This is a genomic window from Sunxiuqinia elliptica, from assembly GCF_900113005.1.
Taxonomy (GTDB): domain Bacteria; phylum Bacteroidota; class Bacteroidia; order Bacteroidales; family Prolixibacteraceae; genus Sunxiuqinia; species Sunxiuqinia elliptica.
This window is the reverse complement of the sequence record NZ_FONW01000001.1, coordinates 400,247-421,832: the sequence shown is the minus strand read 5'-3', so window position 1 is coordinate 421,832 and position 21,586 is coordinate 400,247. Positions and strand designations below refer to the sequence as shown.

12 protein-coding genes are annotated in these 21,586 nt (G+C 43.2%); 8 read left to right on the top strand and 4 right to left on the bottom strand.

The window, feature by feature from the left end; all coding sequences use genetic code 11:
* Positions 1–33: 33 nt before the first annotated feature.
* The 4 genes from BM156_RS01630 to BM156_RS01615 are packed head-to-tail and all read right to left on the bottom strand — an operon-like array spanning position 34 to position 7,703.
* A complete protein-coding gene (locus tag BM156_RS01630; protein ID WP_093918076.1) occupies positions 34–2,037 on the bottom strand; it encodes a SusE domain-containing protein in 2,004 nt (667 codons plus the stop codon).
* Between the two features lie 2 nt (positions 2,038–2,039).
* Positions 2,040–3,128: a SusF/SusE family carbohydrate-binding protein gene (locus tag BM156_RS01625; protein WP_093918075.1), complete on the bottom strand. Its 1,089-nt coding sequence runs from the start codon at positions 3,126–3,128 to the stop codon at positions 2,040–2,042.
* A 20-nt stretch (positions 3,129–3,148) separates the two neighbouring features.
* A complete protein-coding gene (locus BM156_RS01620) occupies positions 3,149–4,714 on the bottom strand; it encodes a RagB/SusD family nutrient uptake outer membrane protein (protein ID WP_093918074.1) in 1,566 nt (521 codons plus the stop codon).
* A gap of 19 nt (positions 4,715–4,733) precedes the next feature.
* Positions 4,734–7,703 (bottom strand): SusC/RagA family TonB-linked outer membrane protein, encoded by a 2,970-nt coding sequence (locus tag BM156_RS01615; RefSeq protein WP_093918073.1) that lies wholly within the window; start codon positions 7,701–7,703, stop codon positions 4,734–4,736.
* Positions 7,704–8,165: 462 nt separating this feature from the next.
* Here BM156_RS01615 and BM156_RS01610 point away from each other — a divergent pair, with 462 nt between their 5' ends.
* The 8 genes from BM156_RS01610 (at position 8,166) to BM156_RS01575 (ending at position 21,549) form a co-directional block, all read left to right on the top strand.
* Positions 8,166–9,179: a LacI family DNA-binding transcriptional regulator gene (locus BM156_RS01610; RefSeq protein WP_093918072.1), complete on the top strand. Its 1,014-nt coding sequence runs from the start codon at positions 8,166–8,168 to the stop codon at positions 9,177–9,179.
* 441 nt (positions 9,180–9,620) lie between these two features.
* Positions 9,621–11,141, top strand: a complete 1,521-nt coding sequence (locus BM156_RS01605; RefSeq protein WP_093918071.1) for an MFS transporter — start codon at positions 9,621–9,623, stop codon at positions 11,139–11,141.
* Positions 11,142–11,199: 58 nt separating this feature from the next.
* Complete coding sequence (gene pgmB, locus BM156_RS01600; protein WP_093918070.1) at positions 11,200–11,862, top strand: beta-phosphoglucomutase; 663 nt, start codon at positions 11,200–11,202, stop codon at positions 11,860–11,862.
* Positions 11,863–11,882: 20 nt separating this feature from the next.
* Positions 11,883–14,198, top strand: coding sequence for a family 65 glycosyl hydrolase domain-containing protein (locus BM156_RS01595; protein WP_093918069.1), 2,316 nt, complete (start codon positions 11,883–11,885; stop codon positions 14,196–14,198).
* Positions 14,195–16,042, top strand: a complete 1,848-nt coding sequence (locus BM156_RS01590) for a glycoside hydrolase family 13 protein (protein WP_093918068.1) — start codon at positions 14,195–14,197, stop codon at positions 16,040–16,042. Before BM156_RS01595 ends, BM156_RS01590 begins: the two co-directional genes overlap by 4 nt.
* 20 nt (positions 16,043–16,062) lie before the next feature.
* The gene (locus tag BM156_RS01585) at positions 16,063–18,207 is read left to right on the top strand and encodes a glycoside hydrolase family 97 protein (protein ID WP_093918067.1); all 2,145 of its coding nucleotides are present in this window, start codon (positions 16,063–16,065) and stop codon (positions 18,205–18,207) included.
* A gap of 15 nt (positions 18,208–18,222) precedes the next feature.
* Positions 18,223–19,611 carry an alpha-amylase family glycosyl hydrolase gene (locus BM156_RS01580; RefSeq protein WP_093918066.1) on the top strand — a complete coding sequence of 463 codons (1,389 nt, stop codon included), beginning with the start codon at positions 18,223–18,225 and terminating at the stop codon, positions 19,609–19,611.
* A gap of 168 nt (positions 19,612–19,779) precedes the next feature.
* Positions 19,780–21,549, top strand: a complete 1,770-nt coding sequence (locus BM156_RS01575; RefSeq protein WP_170846820.1) for a sensor histidine kinase — start codon at positions 19,780–19,782, stop codon at positions 21,547–21,549.
* Positions 21,550–21,586 lie beyond the last annotated feature (37 nt).

Below are 21,586 nucleotides of genomic sequence, written 5' to 3'. Positions count from 1 at the left end.
CAAAACCCAGTGAGTACCCCCTAAAAGCAGCAATTAGTTTGCTGTAATGGTATATGTAAATCCTGTTACAGAATTTAAGATCAGTTCAATATGGTAGTTGCCTGCTGTAACTCCGATGTCAGTACCACCATACTCAAGTGAGCCGTTAGCATCGGTATCGCCAAGATTGATATCCCAACTGCCATTAGCACGGAATTTGATTTGGCCATCAGTCAGGGTGATGTCGGTACTCCAGATATATTCACCTTTGGCTTCGGTGAAGCTCATGTTGCTATCGTTGTCCCATCCGCCAGGATTGGCAGAACCAACAATTCCCCAAGCGGTTTCATCCACTTGGTAGGTGAAATCATTCATATTTACACGTACGCGGTAGAATCCGTCAGCAGCAACTTCCAGGTTTTGCTCGTCATCTTGTTCCAGCATACCTGTTGTTACTTTACTGGCACCTAAATCGCCAGCCCAACCATCCGTCGTGTTGACAAATTTGAAACCTCCACCATCAGCAGTGATGTATTGGTAAGTGTCAAAAACACCATTTTCAACCATCTGCATGTTTATGGCTAAAGAAGGCTCCCAACCGGCGATCATGGATCCTCCCAGAATTTTAGGGGCGTCAGTAACCGTTATGGTTTTGCTGTTGGTATTTACAATGACCAGGTAGGTTCCGTCTGTTGCTCCATCATTTTGGAGATTTCCGTCACTACCAGAGTCCGAACAGCCAATGAAATTATCGAAAGCGTCGACTCCCATACCATTGGCCCAACTTCCTTTTTCAGGGAAGAATTTGAACGGTTCTCTGGCTTTCAATTCCAAGGTTTTTGTCCAGATTCCAGGAGCAATGATGTTCATCTCCAATGCTTCGTCAATATTCCAGCCTACCGATGTAGCAGCACCTACAATGTACAGGTAAGACTTGGCTTCTTTGATGGTATAACTTCCGGTATTCAGGTTAAGAGTAACAATATAGCTTTTACTTCCACCATCAAATGTGATGTTGCCATTCTTTCCTTTTGGTCCAAGGTTTCCGGTTGCTCCATCGGCCCCCAGGTTACCCCAGTCGAGGTCTCCCCAGCTTGGTTGACCAACAAATTTCAACATCGCACCGTCCTTAATCTCGGTTTCGATGGTGTATACTCCCTCTGACTTTTTAGTCAACGCTGGAGAATTATCAGGGCTCCATGCTGGAACGCTGCCATTGTAGTCTCCTACCAGGTAAACTTCAGTTGGATCGAAGGTGTAAGTGGTTGATCCCACTTGGAAAGGAGCAATGGTTAATTCACTGTTTGTGAAGTCAGCTTTGACCTCGTACCAACCTGTTTCGCCGGTAAATTTGAAGTTGCCATCTTCATCACCTGCAGCAGCAATGTTTGAAGATACGGTGGCAAACTTGCCGTAGTTGTAGGCAAAACCGTCGTCGGTTTGCTTATCGGTAAAACGGAAGGCACCATCAGTTGTCAGTTTCAGGTATTTGTAGAAAACATCGCCATCTTTCAGAGCTGCCAAGGCATCGGCACTGCTAAAGCCAACTTCGGTGGCTGTTCCCATCATGAATAATTCTGAAGGTACCGGAACATCCAAATACGGCGTTACTTTAAATGAAAATGCTTCGGTGTACAGGTTTGCCAAATCTTCGTTTGAGGCAGCACGGATCCGCATTTCAATTTCTACTTTTTCAGCAGGATTATACCGCTTCATCAAAGCATTGTTTAGGTCGCCAATGGTAACATCCAATTCTGTAGCAGAAATCCGGTCAAATTCGATTGGATCAGCAAAATTGTTGCCTTTGGAGTCTAGTTGTAGAAAGTAACGAACGCCAATATTATCAGCATAAACAGGAGCTGACCAACTTAAAGAGAATAAGGTTTCTTTTTCGTCCCGTTTGAAAAGAACGGTGTCAAGGTCTGACGAAGGTTGGTTGACCCAAACAGGAGCTGTTCCTTCAACAGGTGATTTGACTGGCGGAGTCATAAAATCTTCTTCGCAGGAGAATGCAACAACCGCCAGAATTAGAATTAGAAAATATCGTAAGTTTTTCATTTCTATTTAATTTTACCAGTTTGATTAATGAAGTCAAGCTCAATGGTTTTTTCTCCGCCATCGATATTAACTCTTTCCTGATCACCACCATCTGCCCGGTATTCAATTTTACCGTCCAGGAAGATGAATTCGGCATGCCACCAGTCAGAAGCAGAAATGTACGGATGTGTGACGTGAAGTCTTAGTTCGCCACCCAAGAACGATTTGGTTAGATACATGGTTTTGTTTTCAGTATCTTGTTTAAATCGGTTCTCTTCGGTAACTGAGCTTACAGGCCAAGCATCAACGTTTGGACCGGTGATATAAACATTGGCTGGTTCAATAATCAACTTGTTTGTAGCCATGTTGACACCCACGGTGTAGTAGCCCGCTGTTCCAGGAACCGGAATGTCTTCTCCTCTGTTATCCACTGTTCCCAAGGAGTATTCGCCATCAACCGGATCACCAACTTTTCCAATGACACCTTTGTAGTTTACATCAGAACACAACTTGAAGGTTCCGGTCGCTTCCATCCAGACAATGGTCCAGGAATCATCGGGCTCTCCGAATACCTTGTTTAATTTAAGTTTATTGTTTTGTGCAATGCGTCCTACGCCGTCGCCAAACAGGTAGAAGGTATTTTCAGCAAAAAGAATATCCAAGTAAGGTGTTGTTTTAAAGTTGACAGGAGAAGAGTACAAGGTATCAACACCGTTTAGTGAATAGGTCATAACTCGTGCAGAAACGGTGGCTTCTTCATCTACAGTCAATGCCAGGTCTTCTGTCAGGAATTCATTTAAGGTACCTACAGAGAATGAAAATGAATTATCCGAGGCATCAACATCAAAGGTCATTGGATCTGAAAAGTCCTCAGAGGTCGCAAATTGAAGCTTGTGTGTTTTAACAATATCCACACCGTAGGATGCCGGCGTATACGATATGGTGACCGTTTCGGCTTTTTGTGGTTTTGATATCGCCAAAGTTGTGCCAAACCCTTCAATATTAGAAGCTGGCACATACTCTGAATCATTTAATTTTACTATATCATCGTCCTCACACGAGAATAAACTAATTGCAAGGCATGCGATGAGTAGATATTTAAATTTTTTCATGGTAATCTATATTAATGAGATTAATAACCAGTGGTTTGTGTTAAGTTTGGATTGGCATTAATATCAGCGCCAGGGATTGGGAAAACGTTGTATTTTGCATCAACTGATTTTCCGGCAGCAACAGCGCCTTTCCAAGGCCAGACATAATCACCACCTGCTAATTTGCCAAAACGTCTTAAGTCGGTGCGTCTGTGGCATTCCCAGTACAATTCGCGTCCGCGTTCATCCAGTAAAAAGTCAAGGGTCAAATCGGCATCAGTAATGTTACCGTCAGCATTGCCATAAGCTCTTTCCCTGATCTGGTTGATGTAACCTACAGCTGTTCCCATATCGCCACCTGATCCACCGCGAACAACAGCCTCTGCATACATCAACAGCGCATCAGCATATCTGAATAGCGGGAAGTCGGTATCTGGATGTGAAAGGTTTGAGCCAACAACACCATCCGAAGTAATGTTCCGGAATTTGCGAAGTGCATAGCCATCGCGGAAACTGAAAATATCTCCAATCTCCAGGTTTTGGCCTTCTGTCCAAATCAACGCACGACTATCGGTTTCCCCAGTAATATCGTCGAAAAGGTTTACGAAAGAGCTGGTTGTGCGGTTTCCACCCCAACCACCATCAATACCTGAATCGCTGGCTGGCATGTCGCCACCTACGGTTGAGTGAATTAAGAAAGTCATTCCTCCCCAGGTTTGTGTGCGTTCGCCATCGCAAACCAATGGGAAAATGATCTCATTGTTGCTTAGGTTATTATCAGCCAGGAACAGGTTTTCGTAATTCGACTCTAAACTATAACCTCCATTAATGATTTTTTGAGTGTAAGTGATACATTCAGTGTATTTAGGAGTGCCAGTATAGGTTTCGGCATTCAAGTACAATTTTGATAGTACCATCCATGCTGCAGCTTGGTCAGCGCGTCCGTATTCGTTGGTACGTGGGGCTGGCAACTCATTTTCAATGGCTTTTAATTCTGACTCGATGTAGTCAAACAATTGTTGTGCTGTTGCTTGTTCGGGGAAGAAGAAGGAACCAACAGGATCTTCTTCAGTCACAAAAGGACCTGTTCCGAACATGTCCAGCAAATGCCAGTAAGCCAGTGCTCTTAAAAAGCGTGCTTCCGTATTGTATGCTTTGAATTCGTCTTGATCTTTTGTCAATGAAATCAAGTTATTACAATAAGCAACTTCGAGCGTAATCCGGTAGTACATGGCCGTAACAAACTCGTTGGATGCGGTCCAATCCATGTCGTGTAAGTCACGCAGGTTTCCGTCGTTCCAAGCACAGATGGCCTCGTCGGTTGTTAATTCCTGGTGATTCCAAAGCTGGCGTAAGTAAGAAGAGAATCCACCATTGATACTACTAATATCGGGTTCTCCGTCAACTCCTGTTTGTCCTCCAACAACAAAGGCTGCATAACACTTAGCCAGCATTCCTTTGTAAGAGGCATCGTCCGTCAGTTTATCCGCTGTCAGCAAATCTTCATCAAGAGGCAAGGTGTCCAAATCGTTGACACATGAACCTAAGGCAAAGAGAAGCATGACTAATGCGATTGCGCGATATTTTATGCTATTTTTTGTATTCATGATTGTAATGGTTTATTGATTAAAAGCTTGCACTAAGTCCAAACAAATAAACTCTTGGGCGAGGATAGATGTCATTATCAATTCCTTCATTTACTTCAGGATCCAATCCACTGTAATCGGTAATGACAAATACATTTTGAACGGAAGAATACAAGCGTAGGTTAAGGTCTATGCCAACTGATTTTTTGAGCAGTTTCTGGAAATTATAACCTAAAGTTACGTTGTCCAAGCGCAGGTACGAAGCATCTTCCAGGAAGTAATCCGAGTATTGCTGTGCTGTGGCAAATTTAGAATTATTGATTTCAGAAGGCATGTTAGTCAGGTATTCATTAACGGTAAGTTCTTGGTAACGTGCACCAATAATTACGTTGTTGTAGATCTGACCGCCAATGGCTGCTCTGGCGTTAAAACCAAAATCAAAATCTTTGTAATAAAGCGTTGAAGAAAGTCCCATGAATACATCCGGAGTAGGTGACTCCGCGTAGTATTTATCGTTTTCGTTGACGGTTCCGTCGTTGTTGCGGTCAACGTATAATCCTTCAATGGGTTTGCCGTTTGCATCGTATACTTGTTCGTAAACATAGAAAGTGTTTAGCGGATGCCCAACAGCATGCTTTTGAATGGTATTACCAACACCAACACCACTGATATTTCCAGTGTCTACTCCTTTGTAGTCAGGATCATCGTAGTTGGTAAGCCGGGTAACCTTATTTTGGTTGTGAGTCAGGTTGAAACTCAATTCCCAACTCAAATCTTTGGTGCTAACAGGTATGGCATTTACCGATAATTCAAAGCCAATGTTTTCCAGGTCACCTACGTTGGTCAGCAAGCGGTCTGTAAAGTTGGTTCCTGCAGGTACCGGAATGGTGTTCAAAAGGTCTTTGGTATCTCGCTTGTAGAAATCAACGGTTCCACTTAAGCGGTTATCAAAGAAGCCAAAATCAACTCCCACGTTGTAAGTTGTTGTTTTTTCCCACTCCAAGCTTTGGTCATATCCGTCAGGACGAATAAGTGTGTAATATTGGTCTCCCAGTTTGTATTGTGTACGGGAGTCACTCAAGCGGTAAACACCCAGATAAGGATAGTCGCCAGTGTTTAATTCCTGTTGACCGGTAAGTCCGTATCCCAAACGGAGTTTCAAGTTGCTCACCGCATTCAGGTTTTCCATGAAAGGTTCTTGGATGATACGCCATCCCAAAGCTGTTGATGGGTAGTAACCCCAGCGGTTGTCTTTGTGGAAACGAGAAGAGCCATCAGCTCTCATCGTTGCTGTTAACAGGTACTTATCTTTATAAGAATAGTTTGCTCTTCCGAAGAAAGATACCAGGTAGTTTTCTGTTTCGTCTTTAGAGTCTTCAACAACATCGCTGAAGCGGTCTATTTCATAGGCTGAAGCATTGGACCAGAAATGTTGCCATTCATATCCAGCCATTGCATCTACCTTACTGGCAATGCCCGGAAGGTCTTTTTTATAGTTTACATAGAAGTTGAAAAGCTTGTTCCTACGTTTTTGTGTGTAATCGCGTTCTACGCCTGATAAAGCTGTTCTTACCCATGATGCCGAACGGTCCGTGTTGACAAAACCATCACTGTCTGATTCGTCTAAACCAACTTTTAAAGTGGCTGTGATATCAGGAAAGAAATGCAGTTTATAGTTTGCTTGTGCATCAACGATGTAGCGATTAACATCGGATTCATCACGTTTTTGTTGCAATTGAGCTACTGGGTTACGGGTTCCGTTTACGTTGCGAGATCCGTCAGACATTAACCAAGTGGTATAACCACCGTAGATACCAGTGTTGTTGAAAACCGGTTTGGTTGGATCGAAACGAAGTGCACTTCCGATGGCTCCTTTATCAGCAAAACGGTTACCAATGTTCATGTACTTAATTCCGGCAGTTATTTTCAAGTGGTCGTCAAGCAAGCTTGGATTAACCTTGAAGGTTGCTGTTTTACGATCCATCGATGATGTTCTCAGAATACCGAATTGGTCGGTATAACCGAGTGATGCACGAAATGGAATTTTATCAAGAGCTCCTGAAACACTTAAGTTGTGTTCATGGCCAATGGCTGTTTGAAAAATTTCATCTTGCCAATTGGTGTTTGCATTGCCCATCAGTGCCGGATTAACAGAACTGTTTAGCTCAGCCCGTTGGTTGACCAAAGCTCTGAACTGATCAGCATCCAATACATCAATGTATTCTTTTATTTCGCTAACCGTCATTTTTGATTGCAGCTCAACGCGGAAATCCTGGTTTTGCTTACCTTCTTTGGTGGTAATCAAGATGACCCCGTTGGAAGCGCGAGAACCGTAGATAGCGGTTGAAGAAGCATCTTTCAATACGGTGAATGAAGCGATGTCATTCGGGTTTATTGATGTTAGTACGTTGCTCATTCCGTCAATCGTACGGTTGTCAATAGGCATTCCGTCAATTACAATCAACGGATCGTTACTGGCTGACATGGATGAACCTCCACGAATCCGTATTTTGGCTGAAGAACCAGGTGCTCCACCTTCTGACTGGATAAATACACCCGCTACTTTTCCTTGAATCAGGTCTTGTGGTGAACTGGTTGCTCCTTGGTTAAAATCAGATGAGCTAACCGAGGCTACCGCTCCGGTTGCATCTTCTTTGCGTACCTGGCCGTAACCGATAACGACCACTTCTTCCAGTTGTTCGGTGTCCAAGCGTAGAGCAACATCAAGTGTTTGAGCACTTGAAACGACAAATTCAGTGGTTTCATAACCAATGTATGAAAACTGTACGGTTACTCCCTGGTCAACACTTAATGTATAGTCGCCGTCAAAATTGGTGATTGTTCCATTGGTTGTTCCTTTCACAAGGACGGTTACCCCGGGAAGTCCTTCTCCGGTTTCCTGGTCGGTGACCTTCCCGGATATACTGACAACCTGAGCAAAAGATATCTGTGAAATGATCAATCCCAGGATCATCAGCGAGATCTTTAAGTTTTTGCGAATAATCTTCATAATGATTTAATAATTAGTTTTTAACTCAATTAGATCAGCATTTTCCTCATTTAAATTCTTAATTTTTTAATGTTTGGTTAATTCTTTTTTACTTCCTTTTTTGTATTCCGATGAGACAATGATAGACTTTTTAAGATGACTTCTTTTTGTTTTATAGCAGGCTTCCGATTGCAAACGTTTGCGGTGTCGTTTGCATCAAACATGTTACACAACAGGTAGTAACTGGTGGGTATACCTTTGTTTTGTCGAACTTGGGAAGTCGTGCTGAAAGCGGAATCTAAATACCATGCTCATCTGGAATCTGTTGGAGTGCTCTTGCAAAAGCTGAAGTTTGAGCTTTAATAAAACAGGGACTTGTTCAGTTTTTTGAAGACATAAAAATCTAGAACAGATAATTCAATGTTAACTGAATAAATTCCTATTTTTAACAACAGTTAGTATGGATCAACAGTTCTTTTAGTAATGAGCAGTAATCAGATCACCATAAAGGATATTGCGCGAATTTTGGGCATATCTGCATCAACGGTATCGCGGGCATTGAAAAATCATCCGGATATCAGCGAGGCGACCAAAAAAGCTGTAAATGAGTTGGCTAAAAAACTTAATTATGAGCCAAATGCTGTTGCTTTGAGTTTAAAGCATAGTAGAAGCAATACCATTGGTGTCATCATTCCTGAAATTGTCCATTACTTTTTCTCCTCGGTGATTAGTGGTATTGAAGATGTGGCCTATGATGCTGGTTTTACAGTAATTATTTGCCAGTCGAATGAGCGTTACGATCGGGAAGTGGCCAATGTAAAAGCGCTGCTTTCTCACCGGGTTGATGGTGTTTTGGTGGCCATTTCAAAAGAAACACATCAATACGATCATATATTTGCCATTCAGGACCGCAATGTACCGATGGTCTTTTTTGATCGGGTCATCCCTGAAATAGAAACTGATCATGTGATTATTGATGATCAAAAGGCTTCCTATGAGGCAACAAAACACTTAATTGATGGGGGACGAAAGCGTATTGCTCACTTTGCTGGGCCTAAAAATTTGTCGATCGGTATTGAGCGCCGCGTTGGTTATGAGCAAGCCTTGAAAGATGCAAATTTACCGGTGATCCCTGAGCTCATTATTGAAGCTGACAGTTTCGAAAAGGCGATAAAAGCAACGAATAAGCTGTTAGATATGGAGAATCCGCCTGATGGCATTTTTGCCGTTAACGACCTGACAGCCATTGGTGCGATGCAAACACTTCAGAAACGGGGCATTAAAATTCCGAAGCAGATTGCCGTAGTTGGTTTTAGCGATGGCCGTTTTTCAGGAATAACAGATCCAACATTGACCTCGGTAGATCAACATGGCTATGAAATGGGAAGCGTGGCTACTAAAATGTTGCTCCGACGCTTGCTGAATCCGAACTACGATGCACCGGCGCAAAGTCATGTTTTGGATGCCAATCTGATTGTTCGTGGGTCTTCAATATAGCGGAAATAAGGTTTTTCCTTTCTCAATTGATTACTCGTATTCATACCTGTTTAGGCTTCTTGCAATCCGTATTTTTCTTCGAATCGTGCTAAAAAGCAATTTTTTTGAAAAAAATAGGATCTTGCTTGCAAACGTTTGCAACAGGGGGTTGCGCTTGTTTATTGGGTTTACAGGGCAAAAAAATGTCTGTGTAGCATGCTTGGAGGCTTGACTTTTTCGAAATTACATCTTTATATTTGTAGCGTATTTCCGATTACATACAATTCTTTTTTACTTCCTGAGAATGTTAACCGCTTAGGTTAGCACCTTTATGTACCTTTTGTTGGGATCAAATTAACTTAGTCGATGACTCATTGTGGAGTCAGAAATGATGATTGCATCTATTCGACTGTTCAATTGATTTTAAACAAAACCTGATTTTAAGAACTAATTCATTCTGTTATGAAACGAAAACCAGTGCTGAGTTTTTGGCAAGTGTGGAACATGAGTTTTGGCTTTTTGGGGATCCAATTTGGCTTTGCGCTGCAAAATGCCAACGTATCCCGGATCTTTCAAACGCTGGGTAGTGATGTCGACCGGCTTGCTGTGCTTTGGTTGGCAGCTCCTGTTACGGGCCTGATTGTACAGCCAATCATTGGGCATTATAGTGACAAAACCTGGGGGAAACTGGGGCGTCGGCGTCCTTATTTTCTGGTTGGAGCAATTTTGGCTTCGCTGGCCTTGTTTGTTATGCCTAACTCTCCGCTATTGTGGGTGGCTGTTGGAACACTCTGGATTATGGATGCTTCCATTAATATTTCGATGGAACCCTTTCGGGCTTTTGTTGGCGATATGCTGCCAAGTGAACAACGAACCCAGGGATTTGCCATGCAAAGCTTTTTTATCGGCACCGGTGCTGTTGTGGCTTCTTTGCTGCCTTACATGCTTAGCAATTGGTTTGGCATTGCGAATGTGGCTTCGGGCGATGAGTTGATTCCACCTTCCGTAAAATGGTCGTTTTACATTGGAGGTTCAGTCTTCTTCTTAGCGGTTCTCTGGACGGTGATTCGAACCAAGGAGTATAGTCCGGAAGAACTGAAAGCTTTTGAAGAAGAGAAAATATTGAGCAACCCCGACGCTAAGGTTACAGCAAAATCAGCCATTGAATTGCTGGGTGCTTTCGTTCGTAATGGGGTGTTGTTTTCAGTTGCTGGAATCGTAATGAGCTTCCTGTTCTACCACTTTGATCTGGAAAAGGAACTGTACATTTTAAGTGGAGGCTTGCTTGTTTTTGGAATGGTTCAGTTGCTGACAGCTTTCTTGTCAAAACAGCGAAAGACCAATAATGGCCTGGTGGAGGTGATTACGGACATGATGAATATGCCTAAAACCATGGGGCAGCTGGCAGTGGTTCAGTTCTTTTCTTGGTTTGCCCTTTTCTCCATGTGGATTTACTCTACGCCGGCGGTTACCGGTTATGTCTTTGGTGCTACCGATACCACCTCGGCTTTGTATAACGATGGAGCTGATTGGGTGGGGGTTTTGTTTGGTGTTTACAATGGCTTTGCGGCTGTTGTTGCGTTCTTATTACCCGTGATTGCGCGGTACACCAATCGAAAAGTAACACACGCCATTGCCTTGATACTTGGAGGCTTGGGACTGGCTTCTTTTTACGTCGTTCGCGATCCCAATATTCTCATCATTTCCATGCTGGGAGTTGGTGTAGCCTGGGCCAGTATTTTATCCATGCCTTACGCGATTTTAACAGGTTCACTTCCGGCTGAGAAGATGGGAACCTATATGGGAATCTTCAACTTTTTCATTGTCATTCCACAGATTTTAGCGGCCAGTATCTTGGGGTTTTTCATGACCCATGTTTTTGGCGGTGAATCGATCATGGCCTTGTTACTGGGCGGGGCTTCGATGCTGATTGCAGCAGTAACCGTGTTGTTTGTCGATGATGTTGATAGCCCGGATAAATAAACGATTAAAGAAAATAGGATGTAGTAGTTGTAGGCTACTGTAATTAAACAATTGATGGATGGAAATAAAAGCATGTCTTTTTGATTTGGATGGTGTAATTGTCGATACAGCCAAGTACCATTATTTAGCTTGGCAACAATTGGCCAATGGGTTGGGAATAAGCTTTACTGAGGAGCACAACGAGTTACTGAAGGGAGTGAGTCGGATGCGGTCTTTAGACATTATTCTTGAATTGGGAAACACGACTTTGGCTGATGACGAAAAAATGAAATTGGCAACTCAAAAAAATGAGATTTACCTCAGCTACATTCAACGGATGAAGGATGATGAGTTACTTCCCGGGGTGAAGGAGTTTATCGAAGAAATTAGAAACAAAGGAATAGTTGTGGCTTTAGGATCAGCCAGTAAGAATGCCCGGTTAATTCTAAAGCAACTACACATCGAAGAATTATTTGATGCCATTATTGATGGTAACGAGGTGACCCAAGCAAAACCCGATCCGGAAGTTTTTCTGAAAGGTGCAGAAGCATTGCAGGTAGAAAGCCGGAGTTGTGTGGTGTTTGAAGATGCCATTGCAGGGGTTGAAGCAGCTAAAAATGCGGGTATGGCTTGCATTGGCGTTGGTGATCCGAAAAACCTGTCAGAAGCCGATCAGGTTATCTCCGGCTTCGAAGGGTTCAACTTAAAGCAATTAGCCACTTTTTTAAGCGATAAGAATTAACGGACTAAAAAGCATTACCAGTGAAAAATTACATCATACATTGCGATTGGAAGGTCATTGAAGAAGGATTTGACCCCAAAAACAACCGGGTTTCCGAGAGCTTATTCAGCTTAGGAAATGGCCACACAGGCCAACGCGCAAACTTCGAGGAAAAGTATAGCGGCGACAGCTTGCAAGGGAACTACCTGGCTGGGGTGTATTATCCTGATAAGACCCGGGTGGGCTGGTGGAAAAATGGTTATCCCGAATACTTTGCCAAGGTGTTGAATGCTGCCAACTGGATCGGTATTCACATTCAGGTTGATGGTGAAGAGTTGGATTTAGCCACCGCCCAAGTGGACGAATTCAAGCGAGAACTGGATATGCATTCCGCATTGTTGACCCGGTCGTTTGTGGCAAGCTTGCCTTCCGGGAAAAAATTGGAAGTGGAGGCCAAACGCTTCCTGAGCATGAAGAATCAGGAAATTGGAGTGATTCGCTACCAACTTAAAAGTTTGAATTTTTCAGCGCCATTAACAGTCACCTCTTTCATCGATGGTGATGTTATGAATGAAGATTCCAACTACGATGAGAAATTCTGGGTGGAGCTTGAAAAAGAAGTGGAGGGAGCAAATGCTTTCCTGTGCATGGAAACCAAAAAGACGGGTTTTCATTCCGGCAATCGACAGTTAACACGAGTACTGCTGAATGGAAAAGAGCAGCTTGATCAGCCAGAGGCATTGCAAAAGGAGAAATTCGTTGGCTCAGTCTTCCATAGCCAGTTTCAGGAAGGTGATACCTTGGTGGTTGAGAAGTACGCGGCTATCTGCTCGTCATTGCAAACACCAAAGGGAAAGATGAAAGCTCGAACTCAAAAGCTTGTAGAGGAGGCTTCAGCCAAAGGGTTTGAGCAATTGTATCAGGAACACAGCAAAGCTTGGGAACTACGCTGGGAAACCAGCGATATTGAGATTAAAGGAGATCGTGCCGCTCAGCAGGGAATACGCTTCAATATTTTCCACCTGATGCAAACTTATACCGGCGATGATGAGCGCCTCAATATTGGACCAAAAGGTTTTACAGGTGAAAAGTACGGTGGTGTAACCTATTGGGACACCGAAGCGTACTGTTTGCCATTCTTTTTAGGAACTGCACCGGAGCGCGTGGCAAAGAACCTGCTCATGTACCGCTACAAACACTTGGGTAGAGCCATTGAAAATGCTGAGAAGTTGGGCTTCAAAAATGGGGCTGCTTTGTATCCCATGGTGACCATCAATGGTGAAGAATGCCACAATGAATGGGAAATCACTTTTGAAGAAATTCACAGAAATGGAGCGATTGCCTATGCCATTTACAACTACATCAACTATACTGGCGATCGACAGTATTTAGCGCCTTATGGCTTTGAAGTGCTGCTTGGAATTTCGCGTTTTTGGGCGCAACGGGTAAACTGGTCCGAAGAAAAGCAGGCTTATGTGATTCTTGGAGTTACTGGCCCCAACGAATACGAAAACAACGTAAATAATAATTTCCATACCAACAAAATGGCGGTGTGGACACTGAAATATACCTTGGATGTTATTGCTTACATCAAGCGCGAACATCCTTACCTGTTCGAAGAACTGATTCAGAAATGGAAGTTCAACGAATTGCAGGAAACAGATCATTGGAAAGAAATCATTGAGAAGATGTACTTTCCTTATGATGCAAAAAGGGAAATCTTTTTACAGCAAGATGGCTTCCTGGATAAGGAGCTTATTCCGGTTGATTTGCTGCCTGAGGACGAATACCCAATTAATCAAAACTGGTCCTGGGATCGCATTTTGCGTTCGTGCTACATCAAGCAGGCGGATACCCTTCAAAGCTTGTATTGGTTTCAGGATGAGTATGATCAGGAAAGTGTGAAACGGCATTTCGATTTTTACGAGCCGATCACCGTTCATGAGTCTTCATTATCGCCTTGTGTTCACAGTATTTTGGCCTCACGAATTGGCCGCGAAGACAAAGCATATGAGTTTTATTTACGCACGGCACGCTTAGATTTGGATGACTACAACAACGATACCGAAGATGGTTTGCACATCACCAGTATGGCTGGAACATGGATGTCATTTGTCGAAGCTTTTGGGGGTATGCGTGTTAAAAATGGCCAGCTGATGCTGGATCCTTTCATCCCAAAATCATGGGAATCGTACTCCTTCAAGATTAGTTTCAGAGGCTCACACCTCGAAATTCAAATGGGAGAGGAACTAAAAATCATTAACCATAACCCGGGAATGGTGTCGGCCATTATTTGGGGCAAAAATTATGAGTTGCAGGAAAAACAAGAACTGATACTAAATAGAGAAGAGAAATGATTAAACAAATAGCGATTGTCTTTTTACTGGTGCTAGCCGGATCGGCTCAATTACTGGCCACTTCAGTTGAGCGGGTAGAACCGATGTTTTGGTGGGTAGGCATGAAGAATCCAAACCTGCAATTGATGGTGCATGGAGAGGATATTGCCCAGGCTGATGTTAGCCTTGACTATCCCGGAGTGAGCTTGGAAAGTGTGAGTCGGGTGAAGAATCCCAATTACCTTTTTATCAACCTTAAAATTGATGAAGAAACCCGCCCTGGAACCTTTGATTTAACCTTTACTACCGGCCGGAAGAAAACAACTTCATATACTTACGAATTGCGGGATCGGGAGGCTAATTCGGCTAACCGAATGGGCTTTAATAGCTCGGATGTCATTTACCTGATCACACCGGATCGATTTGTCAATGGCAATCCGGATAACGATGCTGTTGAGGGAATGAAGGAGCTTCCAAACCGAGCCGATAAAGATGGCCGTCATGGAGGTGATATCCGGGGAATTATCAATAGCCTGGATTATCTGCAAGGGCTTGGCTTTACGGCTGTCTGGTTAAACCCAGTGCTGGAAAATAACATGACTCAGGTGTCCTATCATGGTTACTCAACCACTGACTTTTACAAGGTCGATCCACGCTATGGGAGTAATGAAGAATACCTGGAGCTGTCGAAAGAGCTGAAGAAACGGGGCATGAAGTTGATTATGGATATGATTTTCAACCACTGTGGTTCGGAGCATTGGTGGATGGATGATATGCCTATGGATGATTGGATTCATCATTACCCGGAATACAAAATTACGACGCATCGACGTACCGTGCATCAGGATCCGCATGTGTCCGAAGCGGACCGCAAAGCCATGCTGAATGGTTGGTTTGTACCAACAATGCCTGACTTAAACCAGAAAAATCCATTCATGGCTACTTACCTGATTCAAAACAGTATTTGGTGGATTGAATATGTTGGTCTGGAGGGAATTCGTCAGGATACCTGGCCTTACCCGGACAAACACATGATGGCCGACTGGACGGAGCAAGTGCTGGAAGAATACCCGAACTTCAACATCGTAGGCGAAGAGTGGAGCATGAATCCGGCCATTGTGTCCTACTGGCAAAAAGGCAAGCAAAATTCGGATGGCTACCATTGTAGCTTGCCGAGCTTGATGGACTTCCCGGTTCAAAATGCGACAAGCCGGGCCATGCAGCACGAAGAAAGCTGGGACAAAGGTTTGCAGGAATTGTACGAAGCCTTATCCAATGATTTTCTTTACCCGGATGCTGACAACTTGGTGGTCTTCCCGGACAATCATGATATGTCACGCTTTTACACGCAAGTGGGAGAGGATGTTGACAAGCTGAAAATGGGCTTGGCTTTCTTTCTAACGACTCGTGGTATTCCTCAAATCTTTTACGGAACAGAGGTGCTGATGTCCAATCCGGGCACGGAAGACCATGGGATCATCCGAAGCGATTTTCCTGGAGGATGGGACGGTGATGCGGTGAATGCATTTACTGGCGAAGGCTTAAGCGATGCGCAAAAAGACCTTCAAAATTACATTGGAACCATTCAAAATTGGCGGAAAAACAAAGAAGTAATTCATACAGGCAAACTCATGCATTTTGTGCCTGAAAATGGCTTGTACGTGTACTTCCGCTACAACGACGATGAAACGGTGATGGTTGTTTTGAATAAGAATAAGACTGATAGTCAGCTGGAAACTGCCCGTTTTGAAGAGCTTATTGGAAAGTTTTCACGTGGAACAGAAATTATTCGTTCGAAACCAATCAATGATCTCTCAACCATCACGGTTCCCGCAAAAGCAGCCATGATTATCGAATTAAAATAAACCGATTGAAATCAAGAAAAATGACCAGAAAAATACGACTGTTAGCAGTCATCCTATTGGTAAGTAGTTTTATTGCCAAAGCTCAGCAAATCCAGTCGCCAGATGGGCAACTGACTCTGTCGTTTGAGCTTAAAAATGAGGTGCCTTTTTATACCCTTTCTTACAAAGGACAACCGGTGATTCAGCCTAGTTCTTTGGGAATTGAATTGTTTGATGACCAGTGGGGATTAACCGACGGGTTTACCCTTGGTCAAACCGAAACATCAACCTTTGATGAAAGCTGGGAGCCTGTTTGGGGCGAGTACCGGTCGATTCGGAATCACTACAATGAATTGGCTGTCACGCTGAATCAAGAGGAAGCCTCGCGCCATATTGTTCTCCGTTTCAGGCTGTTTAACGATGGGCTCGGATTTCGTTACGAGTTTCCGGAGCAGCCTAACTTAAACTATATGGTTGTCAAAGAGGAGCATACCCAGTTTGCGATGACAGGCGATCATAAAGCCTTTTGGATTCCGGGAGACTTTGACACCCAGGAATACGATTACTCCGAATCAAAGCTTTCTGAAATCAGGGGCTTGATGGAAACGGCAATTACTCCAAATGCGTCGCAAACTCCATTCTCACCAACAGGGGTGCAAACTTCGTTGATGATGAAAAGTGACGATGGCTTGTACATCAATATTCATGAGGCTGCCTTGGTTGATTATTCCTGCATGCACTTGGAGTTGGATGATCAAAACATGGTTTTTGAATCGTTCCTAACGCCTGATGCGCAAGGGAAAAAGGGCTACTTACTGGCTCCATGCACTTCTCCTTGGCGGACGGTCATTGTTAGCGACCAAGCGGCTGATATTCTTCAGTCAACCCTGACGCTGAACTTGAATGAACCTTGTAAAATTGAGGATACTTCGTGGATTAAGCCTGTTAAATACATGGGTGTTTGGTGGGAAATGATTACCGGAAAAAGCAGCTGGGCCTATACCGATGTGCCTTCGGTTAAACTGGAAACATTTGATTACTCCAAAGCTAAACCGAATGGAAAGCACGCTGCCAACAATGAGAAAGTAAAAGCTTACATCGATTTTGCCGCTGAAAATGGTTTCGACCAATTGTTGGTTGAAGGTTGGAATACCGGTTGGGAAGATTGGTTTGGTAAGTCGAAAGACTATGTGTTCGATTTTGTAACACCTTATCCTGATTTTGATGTAGATATGTTGCAGGCGTATGCCAAATCCAAGGGAATTCAATTGATGATGCACCACGAAACATCAGGTTCCGTGCGCAACTACGAGCGCCACATGGATCAAGCCTACCAGTTTATGGTTGATCATGGCTACAATTCGGTAAAAAGCGGTTATGTTGGAGATATGATTCCGCGAGGAGAGTATCATTACGGGCAATGGATGGTGAATCACTATCATTATGCGATCGAAAAAGCAGCCGAATACAAAATCATGGTTAATGCGCACGAGGCTGTTCGCCCAACGGGTTTATGCCGGACTTATCCGAACCTGATTGGCAATGAGTCGGCCCGGGGAACCGAATACGAAGCGTTTGGTGGAAGCAAGCCGTTTCATACCACAATTCTTCCATTTACTCGATTGATTGGCGGCCCAATGGATTACACTCCCGGTATTTTTGAAATGGATATTTCCAAACTGAATCCGGAGAACAATTCACATGTAAACACAACGCTGGCGCGTCAATTGGCTTTGTATGTAACCATGTACAGCCCCTTGCAAATGGCAGCTGACCTTCCGGAACATTACCAGCGTTTTGAAGATGCTTTTCAGTTTATCAAAGATGTGGCCATCGATTGGGATGATACACGTGCGTTGGCGGCAGAGCCCGGAGATTACATCACCATTGCACGGAAAGCCAAAGGAACCAGCAACTGGTTTGTAGGAACCACTGTGGATGAAAATGGGTACCAGTCAGTCCTGAAATTTGATTTTCTGGATGAAGGCAAGAAATATATCGCGACAATTTATGCGGATGCTGCGGATGCACACTACAAAAATAATCCACAGGCTTACACTATTCGGAAGGCTGTGGTTACCAATAAATCCGTTTTGAAACAAACTTGTGCTCCGGGCGGTGGCTATGCCATCAGTATCATCGAAGTTACGGATAAAGCACTAACGAAAGGATTGAAGAAACTATAAGCTAATTGGAATAACATGCAGTTAAAAGTGTTTAAACTATTTACGATTTTGTTTGTGGTGGGAGCCTTGGTGTCCTGTCAGCCAAAAACAAAGCCTGAATCGAATCAGGAGCAGGTGATAACCGGTCAGCAATTGCCGAACCCGGATTGGGTAAAAGATGCCGTGCTCTACGAAGTAAACATTCGCCAATATACGCCAGAAGGCACTTTCAAGGCATTTGCCGAGCATTTGCCCCGCTTGAAAGATCTGGGAGTCGATATTTTGTGGATCATGCCCATTCACCCAATTTCGGAGAAAAACCGAAAAGGAGCTTTGGGATCGTATTATGCGGTGAAAGACTACAAAGGAATCAACCCAGAGTTTGGAACGATGGCAGATTTTAAAAATCTGGTTAATGAGGCACACGACCTCGGTTTCAAGGTAATTATCGACTGGGTGGCAAACCACACAGGCTGGGACAATCAGTGGATTTTTGACCATCCGGAGTGGTACACCAAAGATTCAACAGGAGCCATTATTGCGCCGAATCCGGACTGGTCAGATATTGCCGATCTGAACTTTGATGTTCAGCCCATGCGTCGTGCCATGATTGATGCGATGGACTTTTGGCTGGAAGAAGCCAATATTGATGGTTTTCGCTGCGACGTGGCCTGGGGAGTGCCTCAGGACTTTTGGGAAGAAGCACGTGCTTCATTCGACTCCATTAAGCCCATCTACATGCTTGCCGAGGATGAAGATCATCCGGGCTTGCTGAAGTATGCGTTTGAATCGAATTACACCTGGAAGCTGCATCATATGATGAATGCTGTTGCTAAAGGCGAACAAACCGTGCAGGATCTACGCAACTACTTCATCGAAATGGATGAAGAACAATACACGCCGGGGTCTTTTCCCATGCAGTTCATCACCAACCACGATGAAAATTCATGGGCCGGAACAGTGAACCAACGCATGGGTGACGCGGCTGATGCCTTTGCTGTATTTAGCTTTACCGTACCCGGAATTCCTTTGATTTATAGTGGCCAGGAAGCTGGCTTGGATAAGCAGCTGGCATTTTTTGAGAAAGATGAAATTGATTGGTCAAAGCTTGATAAGTCAGATTTTTATAGGCGTTTAATTGAGCTAAAAAAGACCAACGAAGCGCTGTGGAATGGCTTGGATGGCGGGGATTTGAAACTACTCAACACCAATCATAATGATCAGGTTTTCGCTTTTACCCGTGAAAAAAACGCAAACAAACTTTTGATCATTATGAACTTTTCCGATCATCCTGTTGTTTCTGATATTGAGTTCGATGTTCGTGAAGAATATGATGGGATTTGGGAAGACAGTAAATTGGTTGTAGAAGAGAAGGAGAGCATCGAACTTCAAGCTTGGGAATACAAAATTTACAGACGCTTATAGTTTTAGGTTTAGTTTAGGTTTAGTTGGTTTATTAGTTTGAGAAGGGTTGCATTTGCGACCCTTTTTTATTGGCAGGCTTTTGTTTTTAGCTAATTTAGTATGCTGAACCATATTCATTGAATTAATTAGCTCGTGAGATTAAAAGAGAAGTATAGCCAAACTTATTTTTTGAAGCATTTTCTGTGGCGTTTAGCCTTGGTTGTTGCTTTGTTTGTCGTTGTTTTTCTGATTGGAATTCGTCAGATTGTTATTCAGCAAAAAATCGAATTGAGAGCCAATCAAAAACAGATTGTATTGGCCGATAAAAATCTGATTGAGCACCTTTTTAAAGAGTCCATCCTTGATCTTCTGACAATTTCTGAGAGTGATCTGTTTCTTCAATTTTTTTCGGGTAAAATAGCTGACCAAGAGATTGAAAAGTCTTTCAATGCCTTTCTGCTAAAGTTGCTGGAAAATAAGGAAGCCTACTATCAATTGAGGTTCCTTAATACTTCTGGAATGGAAATTTTTCGGCTGGAACGACGCAACAATGAACCCTATTTCTGTCTTCCTAAAGAGTTACAGGATAAGTCTCACCGGTATTATTATCAAGAAGCGATCGGACTTCAACAAGGACAGTTTTACGTCTCTCCTTTTGATTTGAATATTGAACACGGAGAACTGGAACTTCCTTATCGCCCCATGCTGCGTATTTGTGCACCCGTTTTTAATGATAAAGGAGAAAGGCAGGGAATTAACGTGTTGAATTTTGATGGGACAGATATCGTTCAGGAGTTGGATGAACATTTACAGGAATATGGCGGAGCTAATTACCTAATTAATCAGGATGGGTATTTTTTGAATGCGAAAGACACGGCGATGGAGTGGGGTTTCATGTTTGAAAACAAAAAAGATCAAAACATTACGAGTTTCTTTTCAGATGATTTTCAGAGAATCAATCAGATGCAACAAGGTCAGTTTGAGAGTGACAGAGGTTTGTTTACGGTGTCGGTTATTGAGCCTTTTGGAAGGCTGAGTCATGGGGGAATTAATTATGAACTTGTTGAAAGTTATGAGTGGAAATTAATTGCTTTTGTTCCTAGCCAGGAGATGACTTATGGCTCTTTCTTGCCCATGAGAAAGTTACTTGTCTTATTCTTTTTTGCTTTGGCATTAGGGGTGTTGTTGGTTTTCTTTTACTCCAAAATTGCTTGGCGAAAGCTGGAAGCACAACAGGCATTGATTCAGTCCGAAGAAAAGCTCCGAATAGCTAACGAAACCAAAGATCGGTTTTTTTCGATTGTTGCCCACGACTTGAAAAACAGCTCGGGAACAATTGCTAATTACCTGGAATTCATCTTTGAAAATTATGATAATATTCCGGAAAATGAGCGAACTGTGCATTTGAGGGATATCACTTTTGCTGCATCACAACACAATAAGCTGTTGTATGAAATTTTAGATTGGGCTCGGTTGCAACAAGGGAATGTGAGCTTTAAGCCTCAGTCTATTCGTTTGAAAGAACTATTGGAGGAGCAACTGCAACAAATTGATTTGCAACTAAAAAATAAGGAATTGGTTGTTGAGTTTGATTTTGATGATGAATTTGTGGTATTTGCAGATCGAGATATGCTCAAGACCATTTTCCGCAATCTGGTCAATAATGCCATTAAGTTTTCGTACCGTAAGAGCCGTATTGTCATCGAAGGAAGGCCGAAAGCGGAGCAAGTTGAGTTGCGGGTGATTGACTTTGGAATTGGCATGAGAGAAATAGATGCTCAAAAGATTTTTGATCTGTCGTCAAAAGTACAACAACCGGGAACTGAGAAAGAGGCAGGGACTGGCTTTGGCTTAAAGCTAGTGGCTGAGTTGGTCGCTAAAAATGGAGGAACGATTCGGGTTGAGAGTGAGCTAGGCAAAGGGTCTTCGTTTATCTTAAACTTACCTTCCGGAAAATAAAAAAACCGCCTTTGCGTACAAAAGCGGTTCTTGTTAT

Coding starts and splice junctions, on each gene's coding strand:
- BM156_RS01630 (WP_093918076.1), bottom strand. CDS start 2,037: ATGAAAAACTTACGATATTTTCTAATTCTAATTCTGGCGGTTGTTGCA.
- BM156_RS01625 (WP_093918075.1), bottom strand. CDS start 3,128: ATGAAAAAATTTAAATATCTACTCATCGCATGCCTTGCAATTAGTTTA.
- BM156_RS01620 (WP_093918074.1), bottom strand. CDS start 4,714: ATGAATACAAAAAATAGCATAAAATATCGCGCAATCGCATTAGTCATG.
- BM156_RS01615 (WP_093918073.1), bottom strand. CDS start 7,703: ATGAAGATTATTCGCAAAAACTTAAAGATCTCGCTGATGATCCTGGGA.
- BM156_RS01610 (WP_093918072.1), top strand. CDS start 8,166: ATGAGCAGTAATCAGATCACCATAAAGGATATTGCGCGAATTTTGGGC.
- BM156_RS01605 (WP_093918071.1), top strand. CDS start 9,621: ATGAAACGAAAACCAGTGCTGAGTTTTTGGCAAGTGTGGAACATGAGT.
- pgmB (WP_093918070.1), top strand. CDS start 11,200: ATGGAAATAAAAGCATGTCTTTTTGATTTGGATGGTGTAATTGTCGAT.
- BM156_RS01590 (WP_093918068.1), top strand. CDS start 14,195: ATGATTAAACAAATAGCGATTGTCTTTTTACTGGTGCTAGCCGGATCG.
- BM156_RS01585 (WP_093918067.1), top strand. CDS start 16,063: ATGACCAGAAAAATACGACTGTTAGCAGTCATCCTATTGGTAAGTAGT.
- BM156_RS01580 (WP_093918066.1), top strand. CDS start 18,223: ATGCAGTTAAAAGTGTTTAAACTATTTACGATTTTGTTTGTGGTGGGA.